Annotated in this window: 12 protein-coding genes and 3 pseudogenes; 10 read left to right on the top strand and 5 right to left on the bottom strand. The window is 43.8% G+C overall.

Features of this window, described 5'->3' with window-relative positions; translation table 11 throughout:
• Positions 1-2: 2 nt before the first annotated feature.
• The 3 genes from HMPREF9469_RS33240 to HMPREF9469_RS32565 form a co-directional block, all read right to left on the bottom strand.
• Positions 3-143 (bottom strand): helix-turn-helix transcriptional regulator, encoded by a 141-nt coding sequence (locus HMPREF9469_RS33240; protein ID WP_007871546.1) that lies wholly within the window; start codon positions 141-143, stop codon positions 3-5.
• A 395-nt stretch (positions 144-538) separates the two neighbouring features.
• Complete coding sequence (locus HMPREF9469_RS29960) at positions 539-1,108, bottom strand: hypothetical protein (RefSeq protein ID WP_242827955.1); 570 nt, start codon at positions 1,106-1,108, stop codon at positions 539-541.
• 205 nt (positions 1,109-1,313) lie between these two features.
• The gene (locus tag HMPREF9469_RS32565; RefSeq protein WP_166461767.1) at positions 1,314-1,469 is read right to left on the bottom strand and encodes a hypothetical protein; all 156 of its coding nucleotides are present in this window, start codon (positions 1,467-1,469) and stop codon (positions 1,314-1,316) included.
• Positions 1,470-2,593: 1,124 nt separating this feature from the next.
• Between HMPREF9469_RS32565 and HMPREF9469_RS34135 the strand changes: the two are divergent.
• From HMPREF9469_RS34135 to HMPREF9469_RS33965, 3 genes and pseudogenes are all read left to right on the top strand, one after another.
• Positions 2,594-2,866, top strand: a pseudogene (locus tag HMPREF9469_RS34135) (DUF1266 domain-containing protein).
• A gap of 15 nt (positions 2,867-2,881) precedes the next feature.
• On the top strand, positions 2,882-3,013 hold the full coding sequence (locus HMPREF9469_RS33405) for a hypothetical protein (RefSeq protein WP_007871543.1): 132 nt from the start codon (positions 2,882-2,884) through the stop codon (positions 3,011-3,013).
• An 896-nt stretch (positions 3,014-3,909) separates the two neighbouring features.
• Positions 3,910-6,492: pseudogene (locus HMPREF9469_RS33965) on the top strand (SMI1/KNR4 family protein).
• A 78-nt stretch (positions 6,493-6,570) separates the two neighbouring features.
• Here HMPREF9469_RS33965 and HMPREF9469_RS33400 read toward each other — a convergent pair.
• The gene (locus HMPREF9469_RS33400) at positions 6,571-6,699 is read right to left on the bottom strand and encodes a hypothetical protein (protein WP_265583612.1); all 129 of its coding nucleotides are present in this window, start codon (positions 6,697-6,699) and stop codon (positions 6,571-6,573) included.
• A gap of 601 nt (positions 6,700-7,300) precedes the next feature.
• Positions 7,301-7,696 carry an RrF2 family transcriptional regulator gene (locus HMPREF9469_RS29935; RefSeq protein WP_007871525.1) on the bottom strand — a complete coding sequence of 132 codons (396 nt, stop codon included), beginning with the start codon at positions 7,694-7,696 and terminating at the stop codon, positions 7,301-7,303.
• A 428-nt stretch (positions 7,697-8,124) separates the two neighbouring features.
• Here HMPREF9469_RS29935 and HMPREF9469_RS29930 point away from each other — a divergent pair, with 428 nt between their 5' ends.
• The 7 genes and pseudogenes from HMPREF9469_RS29930 to HMPREF9469_RS29900 form a co-directional block, all read left to right on the top strand.
• The gene (locus HMPREF9469_RS29930; RefSeq protein WP_007871514.1) at positions 8,125-9,420 is read left to right on the top strand and encodes an O-acetylhomoserine aminocarboxypropyltransferase/cysteine synthase family protein; all 1,296 of its coding nucleotides are present in this window, start codon (positions 8,125-8,127) and stop codon (positions 9,418-9,420) included.
• Between the two features lie 39 nt (positions 9,421-9,459).
• Positions 9,460-10,119, top strand: a complete 660-nt coding sequence (locus HMPREF9469_RS29925) for an amino acid ABC transporter permease (RefSeq protein WP_007871512.1) — start codon at positions 9,460-9,462, stop codon at positions 10,117-10,119.
• On the top strand, positions 10,100-10,774 hold the full coding sequence (locus HMPREF9469_RS29920) for an amino acid ABC transporter permease (protein WP_007871510.1): 675 nt from the start codon (positions 10,100-10,102) through the stop codon (positions 10,772-10,774). The genes HMPREF9469_RS29925 and HMPREF9469_RS29920 overlap by 20 nt, the downstream gene beginning before the upstream one ends.
• A 4-nt stretch (positions 10,775-10,778) precedes the next feature.
• The gene (locus HMPREF9469_RS29915; RefSeq protein WP_007871508.1) at positions 10,779-11,540 is read left to right on the top strand and encodes an amino acid ABC transporter ATP-binding protein; all 762 of its coding nucleotides are present in this window, start codon (positions 10,779-10,781) and stop codon (positions 11,538-11,540) included.
• Positions 11,541-11,570: 30 nt separating this feature from the next.
• The gene (locus tag HMPREF9469_RS29910) at positions 11,571-12,455 is read left to right on the top strand and encodes a transporter substrate-binding domain-containing protein (RefSeq protein WP_007871506.1); all 885 of its coding nucleotides are present in this window, start codon (positions 11,571-11,573) and stop codon (positions 12,453-12,455) included.
• 696 nt (positions 12,456-13,151) lie between these two features.
• Positions 13,152-13,967 carry an ATP-dependent sacrificial sulfur transferase LarE gene (gene larE / locus HMPREF9469_RS29905; protein ID WP_007871505.1) on the top strand — a complete coding sequence of 272 codons (816 nt, stop codon included), beginning with the start codon at positions 13,152-13,154 and terminating at the stop codon, positions 13,965-13,967.
• A 270-nt stretch (positions 13,968-14,237) separates the two neighbouring features.
• A pseudogene (locus HMPREF9469_RS29900) lies at positions 14,238-14,651 on the top strand (IS1182 family transposase); the annotation flags it as partial.
• Between the last annotated feature and the right edge of the window lie 316 nt (positions 14,652-14,967).

The raw sequence follows: 14,967 nt of genomic DNA, 5'->3' as shown, positions 1-14,967 counted from the left end.
AATCAGTTTTTAGATGTCGGTTCACTGGTTCCTACCTTCCATTTTGAAACAGCTTGACGGCCGATGCTCAACTGATCGGCAACATACTCTTGGGACATTTTTAGTTGTGTACGCCTGGCTTTAATGTTTTCGTTCAGTGCCATGTTCACGCCCTCCTATCCGCTTTCATCGTACATCAACATTCCAGTTGCAGGCTACCAACTAAAACGCAACCGGAAGTTGCAAGAGCCAGGCTATACAGAAATTTAAGAATCCGGCAGCTCACTCAGCATGTTTATGGTGCGGTAAATTTCTCCGCAGGCAGGGCACTTCCAATCTATATTACTCTTTTTCGCTTTCTTATGAAGATGCATTAATTCCGCTTGGCGGCATTTGGGACATATGGTTGGAAGCCCTGCCCACAACTGTTTCAGTAATCGTACTTCGTTTTCTCTGCTGTCCGTATACATTGTCTCACCTCATGCAGCCTAATCTATCCGGTTTATTTTGACAAGCTGAACGCTTCAAACAAGTAGGACAGCCGCATAGAGCAGCCGGTCTACCATTCATTGATCGCATACAATAATCCAAGCCGGATCTGTTTCAACAGTTCCGCAGAAAGTGTTTCATATTCCGGCTCCAACCCTTTTTCGTGCGCCACCCAAGGAGGTGAATCATTCCATAAACCCATTGCTCCCAATACATCCGCCCGGTTAGCTACCTCAAACACACTTAAGTGATCATCTGGTAGTGGCGGCAGTATAAGACCGTATGATTTATTGGGATATTCCTTGCCGCCGTCCAAAATCGTTCCTGCTTGATAAAAGATGTTTGTAAAGTTTTCAAATCCAAGCCGGATCGCTAAGTCCTGAATATGGTGCAAGACACTTCGGAACAATTGCGTATTATTTTCAAAACGTGGCCATGCCTTCGGAGAGTCATTCCATGGATGTTCCGTGTAGAGGACATTCCACTTTCGCTCTTTGGAATCAAACTTCCAATCAGCAATAAAATAGGTCCTTCGATTCCCCTGAAAAAAACACACTATACTTGCCTGGGTCGTATTGGAAAACCCTAACAGGCTGCGATCTTTGACAGAAGTAGGGCAATAGAGTTGAATGTCTGTCAAATGTTGCTCTTTGAGATGCTCATACCATTGTGATACATCGGGAGCGGTATATGGTGAACCTCCACTCACCGTCACACACAGAAATTGTGAAGGGTTTTTATAGTTTGTTGGTATGTAACAAATCGAGTTGCGGTTTTATAATGCCCTTCTAGCGGCTACGACAATGGGGCATATCTGATACATTTGTCCATTCATAATCATACACCTATCTTTTCATTGTTATATTGCCAAAGAAAGCCAATGCAGTTCCTATCAAAAGTCCCAGTGGGAGGTTCTCCAACAAAATTCCGAAAATTAGACCAAGCCCCATCCCAATAGCAGCCATTCCATTCAAACGTTGTTTTTTATCCGACTGTTTCATCGGTTCCTATCCCCTTGTATGATATAAGTTATTGTGTATATTATAGCAGGAATATACGATTTTGAAAAGAAAAGTATTAATTCAATCATCACAACCGGAGTGTTCATGATACAGGGGGATTTTGGGGAGCTTCCTCAAAGAGAAAATCCCCTCCTGGTGGAATGGACCGGGCAAGGATTTTACCGGGAATGTGGATACACTCCTGGTAAACAGCTTCTTGTTTGTATTTTGGGAAAGTCCCAATCCCATGCATGACAGATGGTGAGAACATGGAAAACAATGTTTATACCCCCCTTTATAGTTGGAACAAATATATACACTAGGATTATTCTGGGAAGTATTCACAGAAAGCGGAGTAAAGTCTAAGCTGATGAATGAAGTATCAATAAGTCTCTTTTTAGAGATGAAAATAACCACCTATTGCATGATTTTTGTAAGGTGCTCAAGAGAAAATTTAGTAAGCAAATGATCGCAAGTCCAATAAGAAGGTAAAGAGCGTGAAATATCAAAACTGCAAAAGTGAGCAAGGAGAAGATTATTATTTCAGTAATCAACGAGTTCAGATAGCATAGACAAAACTTCGCATGTTATAACAATAAAAGCGGAAATTATGGAATTATTGGAACCCCCTTTTCTACTTGTTTTGGAATATTTAGGAACAAAAGAGAAAGTAACGTTTAAGAAAAGGGAATTATAAAACTTATATATTTGATATGATTTTAATATTTTTTGATATCCCAAAATACCGAAAGAATCCTGTTCCGCAAAATTGGTCAGTAGAACAACTTACCGCTATTAATATCGGTGCTATTAACTCTGCATAAACAGAGTATTTTTGCGATAGCCTTTCAACAGGCTCACGTGTAACAGATATTAAGGACAATTTGTCTAGCTACTATGACATAGAAGATAGGGATACTGCACTTGAAACCCAGGAATGGTTTTTTATCAGCGGGCACCGAGTATATTTTGATCGAATCAAGGTTTTTTTTCTGGCTGAGAAATTCAGATTGACAGCAATGGGGTAGATGAGGATGGGATAGCCAGAATTCAGGACTACATTTCAAACTTGGGGGAGTCTTTCAGCAATTTGATTAGCAAATGGAGAAACTGTACAGCAGTCTATTGTCGCATGGGATATGGGGAGTTTAGTTTTGGTCACTCGTTGTTGTTTTGATGCCGGTTATATATCTGATGAGGAGGCATGGAGTTATCTTTTTAATGCACGTAGTCTCAGACAATAAGTTTATACCTCATGGGAAGAGTTTGCGAGTGGGTATGTTATTGGACGAGCTATGTGCTTGGGAAATACAATGTCATTAACTGATATTATAGGGATTGTACAGGGGCTTTTGCAGGATGATTCAAGTCCATGGGTACAATATAAATTTAAGTAGATAAGGAGAGAGAAAATGGGATATAAGTTGTTAATTATTCCGGTTGTTGTCGTTGTGTTGGGTATTATCTTTATTCTTGTTATGTCTGCGCGAAGAGAACAATCTGGCGGCAAGGCGCAAGACCGCATGAAAGAGTTCGCTATATAAGAGTCCCCTTGCTTAAAGGGAACACCATTCTCTATTATCAATTTTTTGGAGGATGCAGTTAATGCACAGCATATTTGGGTGGTTGTTTATGATAAGGGCGGAATGAGACCCATACCCTCCACATCAAATCAATTCATATAAATATTGAAAAAATATGAAGATAATACACAATTTTTGATTGGAAGAGGCAGTTAGCTGCAAATTTTTTTGTAGGAAATAAAACAGAGGACAACGAGTATATGCCGTATGCCACAATAACAAATGTGACTATAGATGAAAATCGTAAGAAAGTAATCCTCCAGATTGGGAACATTGAGAAGTCTTTTAAGTATCAAATGAAGGATTGTTTTGGGTCTCCCCAGGATGAAACACTCCGTGCGTTTTTCCGATACCTTAAAAGCATTAAAAAATTTATATAGTGAACCAGATGACAACAATAACGTTATATAGAAAACGTTGGATGGGAGTCTGTCTACAAACGTCAAAAAATTTGAGTAATGTTCTGATAAAAAAGGATCCACTTATTATCTCTATGTCTGCTTCTCAAGGATGGTGCAAGTGGAACTATTTTTTACTACCATTCATATAATTGGAAGATACTGACTTGGCTGCGTAGTATAAAACGCAAGTATAATCTGGTTGCATCAGCAGACAGGGCATATATGAAAGGACCTCGTTTAACACTCTGATTTGTAGGATAAAATGTTCCGATATTTTTACTATTGTATTTTCGTAGGAGTTTTCAGAAAACAGTAAAATATTTAACAGTTTATTATTGATAATTGCTGATATGTTCAGTATATGTTTATTGGGGAATAAGGTACAAGGAGAGACTGGATATGGATATTTTGTAGCAGTGTCAGAAATGGCACGAAGATGACAAACACCATAAGATCATGGATGCTTTGGAAGCAATTCCCGCAGACAAGCGCACTGGCGATATAGATATGAAACTGGCCCGTGCTTATAATAATATGGGGAATTCGGAAACGCTGAAAGGACGACAGATGCTCAAGCATGCGTTGAAACTTATGCAGGTTCATGAGGATGAATTGGGGACAACTTATTTATGGAATTTCCACATGGGGTATGCTTGGTACTATCTGGACCAGGAGAGCCGGGCGTTGCCCCATTTCCGCCGGGCGCTGGAGCTGAATACAGGTGACGATTCTAGACTCAACTCACGTCAGGGAATCGAGGATTTAACGGACGACTGTGAGAAGCGGATCTCCCTTCCCCGCTTTGAGCAGTGCTTCCGGGAGAGGACAGAAACGACATGGGAAGCATTTGCCAAGCAAGAGTCACAGATGCGTTACCTCATGGGAGAGGGCAACAAACATGAGATGGGCAATGAAACTGATCGCACAGTGCGAACACATTCTGCATCTGGCATTTGATGATATTTCCTTTAGGATGGGATTCAATGGGAAAAAACATGAATTGATTCTTACCCCGGAGGGAGAAAAGGTCAAGCTGTTTGAATTGGTCTACTTCCAGAAGCGTACACCCGAAACAGTTCTGAGGAACTGGAATATCCTGGTGGGCTGCCAGTCCATACAGCCATCGCCTGCGCACCGATGGCTGGAGTATCTCCGAGGAAGAGGTGCTGATCTGGCTGGAGGAGTCGGGATAAAACAGCTTTGTCATCTCCTGCTACTGTGAAAAGCTGATGCCTATGCTCCGAGAGGAGGAGTTCCGAGTCTGGTGGATGCTTACGACCCTCACCGATCAAATACTGGGAGAAATTCACCATATGCGGTACATAGATAGATTTGATGTGCTGGTGGAATCCAAGGAGGTTCCGTCCATTCGTATTTCCCAGCTGCCTGGCAATCTGAAGGACAAGGTCCTGGACCTCTCCAATAACTCGGAAAGATATTTGGAAACTTACAGTGGCTATGAAATGAGGCCTGATGAAACCCCGGACGCTGACTGACGGCTGGATGTGATGGTAGATATGCTTGTTGCGTTCCTCTTGTCAATGGCTATCTGAACGCCGACAATGACTTCATGAACGAGTTCCACGCAGATGGTGAGGTGGCGGGTTTTATCTCCTATTCGCTGTATATCCAGCGGGATGAGAAAGATAGTGATAAGATCTTTGACTTCCGCGGCAAGCTGGAGGAAGTTCTTACTGACGGGGACAGTTCAGATTTCTTCACCCTCTTCGGTGAAGCCACCGGCCTCTGATGCGGCTATGTGGACTTCATAGCCTGGGACATCCGCATGGCACTCAGGATGGACAAGGAATTCTTTGAGAACAGCGACATTCCTTGGGCCAGCTTCCGCACCTTCCGCAGTGAGGTAGCCTCGGTACATCTAAAAATGCATCGGATGATGAGTCGGATACCGAGGAACATGAAAATGAACTGGAGGAAACAATGGTGGACACGGACTACAACCCGTACACCTCGCAGAACGCCGAGGCATTCTATGATCAGTTGAAGCGGTGGAATGATGAGGACGAGTATACCTGCTGTATTCAGGTAATGAACGCTGTCCCGGCAGATCAGAGGGACTACCTCTTTGCCTACGCCCTGGCTCGGGCGCTGGAAAACTACACAATCATCGGAGATCATGAGGAGGGGGCTCCCAACTACAAGAGGGACAAAGCACTTCTTCGGGCCATCGAGGTGCTTGAAGCCGTCCGGGAAGAAGGACAGGGAAAGGCGGAGTGGAATATGCGCATGGCCTATGCCTATCAGTATCCGCACGGTCAGGAGGTGGAGGCCCTCCATTATGCCCGGAGGTGGGCAGAGTTGTACCCGGAGGACGAAAAGGCCCCTGCGGTAATCCGGGAGTGCAAAGCGGAGATGAAAAAACTCCAGGGCAGCCGGAGAAAGAAAGCCAAGTTCGTGCCCGGGGATACTCCTCTTGAGGAATTTGACCTTAACAATTTCTGGGACGATAACGAGTATGCCTTGAAGGAATATGTCAGAGAACCTCCTTCCGATGAGCTGATCGTTAGAGTGGAGAAGGAAATGGGCTATAAGCTGCCCGCTTCCTACATCTGGCTGATGAAGCAGCACAATGGGGGGATACCTGTGAACACCTGCAGTCCCACCAATGAGTCCACCTGCTGGGAGGAGGACCATGTGGCCATAACCGGCATATTCGGCATTGGACGGGAAAAAGCACACGCTCTTTGTGGAAACCTTGGCAGCTAGTTCATGATCGATGAGTGGGAGTAGCTAGACATCGGCGTGACCATTGGCGACTGACCCAGCGCCGGACACGATATGATCTTCCTGGACTACCGGGACTGTGGCCCACAGGGAGAACCTGCGGTGATCCATGTGGATCAGGAGAACGACTATAAGATTACCCATTTGTGGGCCTGGATATATACGCTGGGACATTACCCCGGTATTATTCAAATAACTGGAGGACCGCTGTACAGAGATGGGAAGCGGCAAACGGCTGTATCTTTCAGAAAATCACTCCGTATGGACAGGACGTGGCAGATGCGAAGAAACTGAGCCCTGCTGCAGTCCAGAATTTTGTGGAGAATAGGAGGGCACAGGTATCGACCTTAATGCAAACCGGACGACTATGGGCTACTCCATGACATCCCATTCCTTCTCCGCAATAGGCGAAAGCGTATCATTATGGGGATGGCAAGCAGCTACAAACAGTATGGTACCACAATCGTTCCAGCACATCTGGTTGGTATAGTAGGTCTTCACGTTATCCTCAGTCTATGGGCATAGGGAGATTTTTCTATGAGGGTCAGGAGCGGGTGGAGTCCTTGTTCCCTGTTTTGTGATAGGTATCCACTGTGGGAGTGATTCGTAAGGAGTTGGATAAACTCAATAAGCTGGCATGGTAGGCCTCCGAGGAAATCATTTTGAACTGGCTCGAAACCGAGGAGTATTCGGTGGACGGGTTTTTTGAGCAAAACAGGAAAGGTAGTAAAGCGGACCTCCCGTAGTATCCCCAGTATGGCACGGAAGCTGTGGAGTAGTTTGCCTGCGCTCTGCAAAGTCATGCAATTTGGAGAGAAGTAGCTGGTGCCCTGTTGTGCTGGATGATTCAGGAGAGTTTTTATGGGATATGATGTGAGCTTGTACCCAATTGCCTGGGACTGTTTCAGCAGAATGAGTCGATAAGAAGAGAATAGAAAAATCATCATCCATCTATGCACTGCCTGCAATGTTTTCCACATATCTATGGATGTGATCCACAAAATAATCATGCTGATTCCTAAAAGAACTAGCTAATAATATGGGCAATAAGTATACAATTCCGATACATACATCATACCACCCAGATGTTATAAGTGTAAATTTATAACAAATCCTCCAGTGTTTTTCCATAAAAATAATCATGCACCATTTTATCAAACTCTGCCCACATGGGAAGCGTTTTACATGTGGAGGCCCTGCTACAGGGGGTGGCGTCCTTGGAAAGACATGCAACAGTAGCAAGCGAGCCCTCCATTAATTCCAATATCTCACCCACAGAATATTCTTCCGGCTGACGGCAAAGTTTGTACCCGCCCCCACGTCCTCCAAGCCCGATCAGCATCTTTCCTTTGATAAGCTCTTTTACAATAATCTCCAGGTATTTTTTAGAGATTTCCTGTCGCTCTGCCACTTCTTTCAAAGGAATGTATCCTTCACCACCATGTTCTGCCAGATCTATCATGACACGAAGAGCATAGCGTCCTTTTGTTGAAACCATACCATACACCGTCCTTTCTGTGATTTATGCCTATTATACCGCGGGGTGAATAGGTAAATCAATAATTATTAAAAATTTCCCATATTGCCTATTGACATAGTAGGTGATTGGTGATACTATAAGCGCATCAGTTTTGAGTTGATCATCAGGAAAGGAGGCGAGAGCAATGACCGGATTATATACCTTCAAAGTTAATACTGTCATGTGTTGTCGAATGCGGAATTCCCGGGCATATTATATGGCTGGGGTACAGTTATGCGCAGATTGCAGCATAGCTGACTGCCTCGATACCATGCTTGATTGATCTGTCAGCAAATCGTATGCCATTTGCCCGGGAGCTTGTGATGAAGCTTCCGGTTTTTTATTTGCCGAAACCGGAACGGCAGCCGATTGAACCGAAAAATATTAATCCAAAGGAGATTACAAAAATGAGTGAATATAAAAACAGATGCAAATTTGAAACCCTGCAGCTTCACGTTGGACAGGAGCAGGCCGATCCTGCCACCGGTTCCAGAGCAGTTCCCATTTATCAGACCACATCTTATGTGTTCCATAATTCTGCACACGCCGCAGCTCGCTTTGGGCTTGCAGATGCAGGCAATATTTATGGACGCCTGACAAATTCGACACAGGATGTACTGGAAAAGAGGCTTGCCGCGCTTGAAGGTGGCGCTGCTGCACTGGCAACTGCATCGGGTGCTGCCGCAATCACCTATACCATTCAGGCTCTGGCACAAGCCGGCGATCACATTGTAGCACAGAAGACGATCTATGGCGGCAGCTATAATCTGCTGGCACACACACTTCCTCAGTTCGGAGTCACTGCAACCTTTGTGGATACCCATAATCTTGAAGAACTGACCGCCGCCATACAGCCAAATACCAAAGCTGTCTACCTGGAAACGTTGGGTAACCCAAACAGCGATATCCCGGACATTGATGCAATTGCAGAGATTGCCCATGCACACGGTCTGCCGCTTGTGATTGATAACACCTTTGGCACTCCATACCTCATTCGCCCAATTGAACACGGCGCGGATATCGTAGTCCACTCCGCCACCAAGTTCATTGGCGGCCATGGCACTACCCTGGGCGGTATCATCGTGGATTCCGGCAAATTTGACTGGAAAGCCAGCGGTAAATATGCTCCTATCGCGGAATCCAATCCCAGCTATCATGGTGTCTCTTTTGTGGACGCGGCAGGCCCGGCGGCCTTCGTCACCTATATCCGTGCCATTCTTCTTCGCGATACAGGTGCAACTCTTTCCCCCTTCAACGCATTCCTGCTTTTGCAGGGCGTGGAAACCCTTTCCCTACGCCTGGAACGTCATGCAGAAAACACAAAGAAAGTGGTGAAATATCTGGTCAATCATCCACAGGTGGAAAAGGTCAATCATCCCAGTCTGCCGGATCATCTAAACCACGCATTGTACGAGAAGTATTTCCCCAACGGAGGAGCCAGCATCTTCACCTTTGAGATTAAGGGCGGCCAGGAAGAAGCCTGGAGGTTTATCGACAATTTGAAAATCTTCTCCCTACTTGCCAATGTAGCTGACGTAAAGAGCCTCGTAATCCACCCGGCCAGTACTACCCATTCCCAACTCTCCCCGGAAGAATTACTGGATCAGGGCATTAAGCCGAATACCATCCGCCTGTCCATCGGCATCGAGCATATTGATGATATTATCGCTGACTTAGAGAATGGGTTTGCTTCATTGAAATAAGTGATATGAATGAAATTGAGGTATAAGGAGGCGGCTGGCTTGAGCTGGGAAATTATTGGGAAATATTTGCCATTGTACCAAAAAGCGGCGGTACTGACAGTAAAAATCGGATTTATTGGGATAGCGGCCGCCATTACGATTGGGTTACTATGCACCATCATTCAGTATTATAAGATTCCGGTCATCCGCAGGATTGTATCTGTATACATTGAAATCAGCCGGAATACGCCTCTTATGGTGCAGTTATTCTTCATCTATTATGGCCTGCCCAAAATTGGTATTCAGACAGATGCCGCTGCGTGCGGTGTTGCAGGGCTGGCTTTTCTCGGCGGGAGTTATATGTCAGAAGGATTTCGCAGTGGGGTTGAGGCGATTGCGCCAATCCAGGAGGAAAGCGCATATAGCCTCGGGCTAAGTAAACTACAGACTTTTTTTTATGTAATTTTGCCGCAGGCATTTTCTATCAGCGTTCCGGCATTTATGGCGAATGTGATTTTTTTATTGAAAGAAACCAGCGTATTCTCTGCCATAAGCCTTATGGATTTAATGTTTACAGCCAAGGATCTGATTGGACTGTATTACAAAACTGCAGAGAGCCTTTTCTTGTTAGTGGTGTTCTATCTTATTATTTTGCTTCCGGTTTCCGTTTTGGGAAGCCTCCTGGAAAGGAGGTCACGCTATGCAGGGTTTGGGTCTTGAGGTGCTGCTGAAAGGGAAAAATCTTGCACGTATTCTTGGCGGATTAGACGCGGCACTCAAAGTCAGCATGATTTCCATCGCCATCAGTATCCCATTGGGAATAATTTTGGGCATTCTCATGACATGGAAAAATCCAATCTGCCGGGCGATCCTGCGATGCTATCTGGAATTTGTCCGGATTATGCCGCAGATGGTGTTACTGTTCCTCGTCTATTTCGGTACTACGAGAGCCTTTGGCTGGGACTTATCCGGGGAGCTGGCATCCGTGATTGTATTCACAGTCTGGGGAACGGCTGAAATGAGCGATCTGGTCCGAGGGGCGCTTATTAGTATTCCCATACACCAGTATGAAAGTGCCGAAGCACTGGGGCTAACAAGAATGCAAAGCTATCGGTATATTATTCTGCCACAGGTCGTGCGAAGGCTGCTCCCACTGTCAATCAACCTCATTACAAGGATGATTAAAACAACAAGCCTGCTCCTGATGATCGGCGTTGTGGAGGTACTGAAGGTTGCCCAACAGATTATAGAGGCAAACCGAATGGGTAGTCCCAATGCTGCATTTGGAATTTACTTAATGGTATTATTTTTATATTTTATTGCATGCTGGCCAATCAGCCTTTTGGCAAAATACCTTGAGAAACGATGGAGGTGATAAGATGTCAGAATCGGTATTAACCATAGATCATCTGACAAAACAATTTGACAATTCTACTGTTCTCAATGATTTAAGCCTGCAGATTCACGAGGGCGAGGTTGTTGTGATCGTTGGCCCCAGCGGATGCGGAAAAAGTACGCTGCTGCGGTGTATCAATGCCCTGGAGAATATTCAGAGCGGTGAGATCCGGCTGCATGGGGAACTCGTCACGAAGCGAAGCAGAAACTTAACCGGAATTCGCCAAAAGATCGGTATGGTATTCCAGAGCTATGAGCTGTTCCCGCACTTAAACGTGCTGGATAATATCCTGCTGGCACCGACCAAAGTGCAGAAAAGGACAAAGGACGAGGTAAAAAAAGAAGCTCTTGCACTTTTATCCCGTGTTGGCCTTGCGGAAAAAGCGAAAAGTTTTCCGCGGCAGTTATCTGGTGGACAGAAACAACGAGTTGCGATTGTCCGTGCATTATGTATGCATCCTGAAATTCTGCTGTTTGATGAGGTAACAGCAGCACTTGACCCGGAGATGGTCAGAGAAGTATTGGAGGTTATCTTAAACCTTGCTGATCAGGGACGGACGATGATAATCGTCACTCATGAAATGCAGTTTGCAAGGGCGGTGGCTGACAGGATCATCTTTCTGGATGATGGAGATATCAAAGAGGAAGGGACACCGGATCAGTTTTTCGATGCGCCGAAAACTGACCGGGCAAAAAAGTTTTTGCAAACATTTACCTTTGAGCGGAAAGGTTCAAAGCAAAACTGATATAGGGCGATGCCCGGAATGGAGATTATGATGAAAAATATTCGCAAGCTTGTAACCATTGTACTCACTCTTTCGCTGACGCTTTCTCTAGTTGCCTGTGGATCAAAGAATTCTGCCAATGGCAGTGTGGCATCCGACAGAGAAAAAAAACAGAATGTTGTTTACCGTACTTTGGACGAAATTAAGGAGAGCGGCACCATTAACATCGGCGTTTTCTCTGACAAGAACCCATTCGGCTATGTAGATGAAAATGGGGAGTATCAGGGCTATGATGTGTACTTTGCCAACCGCATCGGTGCAGATCTCGGTGTGAAAATCAATTATGTATCCACCGAAGCGGCTAATCGCATCGAATATCTGCAGACTGGTAAGGCAGATATCATTCTGGCAAACTTCACAGTAACACCTCAGCGTGCTGAAGAAGTAGATTTCGCACTTCCATATATGAATGTTGCACTAGGAGTTGTTTCTCCAGACAGCCGTGTGATTGAGAGCCTGGATAGCTGGAATGCGGAGGATCAAATCATTGTCATTTCTGGTACAACCGCAGAAACCTATCTGATTGAAAACTATCCGGATATCCCACTGCAGAAGTATGACTCTTACGCAACTGCAAAGAATGCCCTGGAAAACGGTAACGGAGTAGCGTGGATAAATGACAACACAGAGGTTATTGCTTTTGCATTGCAGAACGATGGTTACACTGTAGGAATTCCATCATTGGGCAGTCAGGGCAGCATTGCACCAGCAGTTTCCAAGGGTAATGATACTCTTCTGGATTGGTTGAATGAGGAAATCATAAGCCTTGGTGAGGAGCAGTTTTTCCATTCAGCTTATAAGGCAACATTAGCTGACACCTATGGCTTGGACTACGAAGACAGTCTGGTTGTTGAAGGCGGAAGAAAAAATAAATGATGGAAAATATACTGGCTTTTGGCGACTTCAATACCTGGGGGCTGATTCCAGGTACTCATGAACGATATCCAAGGGGAAAACACTGGACAAGTATTTAACAGAAAAAAGAACGACGTCGTAACACCTCTATACATAGAAGAAGGTCTGTGAGGAAGAACGACCATATTTGAGGATGCACTGCGTAACGGAAGAAATGGATTAGATACACTTCCTGCCGGTTGAAAATCCATATTCCTTTGGCTACAGTAATTATCATGCTAGGTACAAATGACCGCAAAATATTGTATGGTGCTACTGCCCATGTGATTGGGAAAGGAATTGCGCTTTGCCTGGATGAATTAATAAAAGAGATTCTGGTAGACAGGATTTTATTAATACCGCATTCATTGCTGCATCATACTATGCTGTCGCACTCAGCATTGATGATGAACACCTAACAGATGAAGGACACCCAGTATTTGCGGATATTTTGTACAAAAAACTGATAGATATGGGAAGGATTTATGATATATCCCAAATTTATTAGGATACTATGTGCAGTTGTTCATCAAACATATTTATGTATCGCTGTCTATCTATATTCTAAAATCTATTCAGGTGGTTTTGTGTTAGATGGAAAGAGATTACGATAGCTTATTACTTGGCACAAGGAGCGGAGGTACATAATGTATCGTAATAGAAAGGATTGAAAATAAAATGAACAATGAATTATTAAAAAAATATGAACAATTAAAACAATATATATATTCTTTTGGAAGTGTAGCGATTGCTTTCTCCGGTGGTGTGGATTCTACATTGTTATTATATGCTGCAAAGGAGGCATTGGGGGATCGGTGTATTGCCGTTACTGCATCTTCCTATTCATTTCCAGACAGAGAACTGGAAGAAGCAAAAGAATATTGTAAAAGCGTAGGGGTGCGTCATTTTGTTGTGATGTCAGAAGAACTTGAAATAGAGGGATTTTCTCATAATCCTAAAAATCGTTGCTATCTGTGTAAACATGAATTATTTGAAAAAATGCGTATTCTTGCAAATGAACAAAATATTTTTGAAATTGCAGAAGGATCAAATCTTGATGATATGGGAGATTATAGACCTGGTTTAAAAGCAGTGGCTGAGCTTGGCATTAAAAGTCCGCTAAGATATATCGGGTTTACAAAGCAAAATATTCGTGATATATCAAAATATTTGAGTATACCAACTTGGAATAAACAGTCCTTTGCTTGCCTTTCAAGTCGTTTTCCGTATGGGGATTTGATTAGTAAAGAAAAGTTAATGATGGTAGATAGGGCGGAACAGTTGTTGTTAGATCTAGGGTTTCATCAGGTACGTGTTCGGATTCATGGCAGTATAGCAAGAATTGAATTAAACCCTGAAGAGTATGGATTATTGTTGGAAGAAAATATAAGATCAATTGTATATCAAAAATATAAAGAGTATGGATTTTCTTATGTAACATTGGATTTAATGGGATATAGAACTGGAAGCATGAATGAAGTAATGATAGTATAATGCTCACTATGAAACTTGATAGAGTTTGTTTATCAATGAAATAACCACCAAATAATAATACACCTAGATATAGAATTATTCCATTCCTTGCTAAGTTGAAGTCATTGACTATAATTCACATGCGATTTTTGATAGATTTGAGTGTTTCATTCCAAGGCGTTAGCTCTTTGAGCTGATCATTGGCTATCTGTTTCTCTGGACAATGCTTTGGAGAAGGTTTAGTAACTGTAAAGATTCAGGTCATGTTCTTTTTCCATCTTAATCATTGGGTATACGTTCGTTTGGCGGGGCAGTCTTAACTATCATCTTGCCGGTCTGCTGGACGCTATCGATGCTCTTTACACAAAGTATAATACATTTCTGCTTGAAAACGGATATGGCCTCAAATACAATCTCGGAAATGCCCGGATGTTTGTGATTGAAGGAATGGACAAAGTCCGTAAAGTCATTGAAGAAAACAGGAAACTGCAGAAGAACCTGATGCAGATTGCACAGGAAGAAGACATCGGATTCGTTTATGGGAAAGGTAAGCATAAACCAGAGATCCAGAAGCTTTACGAGGAACTGGAAGAATGCGGGACCCGTCTGATGGAGTATAAGGCATGCTTTGAGATCATGGGGAAAGGCCACAACAGCTATTCCAAAACAGACATGGAAGCAACCTTCATGCGGATGAAAGAGGAGTGCGACAAGAAGCGGCTTCTTCTTGAAATATTTCAGTATAGATTAATAACTCTAGTATCCCAGTGATAGGGATATTCCCATCCGAAACTGCGCTACAGGTAACTGTGGGGTGGGTTGCATGAGGAAAAGCTTAATCCCAAACTTAGCATCCATAGAACGGGAGGGCGAGGGAAAGATTTGCATGGTATGTAATTAAATATCGTGACATTCAGCATTGGATGGATGTGAATGCCAATGTAATGCAGATAGGAAAACATTACTTCTTCTTAATGTCAGTTATCACCCATATATCTGCCGGTATAGTGAACATACCTAA

It is taken from the genome of [Clostridium] citroniae WAL-17108 (genome assembly GCF_000233455.1).
Lineage (GTDB): Bacteria > Bacillota > Clostridia > Lachnospirales > Lachnospiraceae > Enterocloster > Enterocloster citroniae.
Note: the sequence above shows the minus strand (reverse complement) of the source record. Positions and strands in the feature narration are given on the sequence as shown.

Bases quoted from the DNA above. Each gene is read 5' to 3' on its own strand.
- HMPREF9469_RS33405 (WP_007871543.1), top strand. From the start codon at position 2,882: ATGGGATATAAGTTGTTAATTATTCCGGTTGTTGTCGTTGTGTTGGGT.
- HMPREF9469_RS32565 (WP_166461767.1), bottom strand. From the start codon at position 1,469: ATGAAACAGTCGGATAAAAAACAACGTTTGAATGGAATGGCTGCTATT.
- larE (WP_007871505.1), top strand. From the start codon at position 13,152: ATGAACAATGAATTATTAAAAAAATATGAACAATTAAAACAATATATA.
- HMPREF9469_RS29935 (WP_007871525.1), bottom strand. From the start codon at position 7,696: ATGGTTTCAACAAAAGGACGCTATGCTCTTCGTGTCATGATAGATCTG.
- HMPREF9469_RS29915 (WP_007871508.1), top strand. From the start codon at position 10,779: ATGTCAGAATCGGTATTAACCATAGATCATCTGACAAAACAATTTGAC.
- HMPREF9469_RS33240 (WP_007871546.1), bottom strand. From the start codon at position 143: ATGGCACTGAACGAAAACATTAAAGCCAGGCGTACACAACTAAAAATG.
- HMPREF9469_RS29920 (WP_007871510.1), top strand. From the start codon at position 10,100: ATGCAGGGTTTGGGTCTTGAGGTGCTGCTGAAAGGGAAAAATCTTGCA.
- HMPREF9469_RS29930 (WP_007871514.1), top strand. From the start codon at position 8,125: ATGAGTGAATATAAAAACAGATGCAAATTTGAAACCCTGCAGCTTCAC.
- HMPREF9469_RS29910 (WP_007871506.1), top strand. From the start codon at position 11,571: ATGAAAAATATTCGCAAGCTTGTAACCATTGTACTCACTCTTTCGCTG.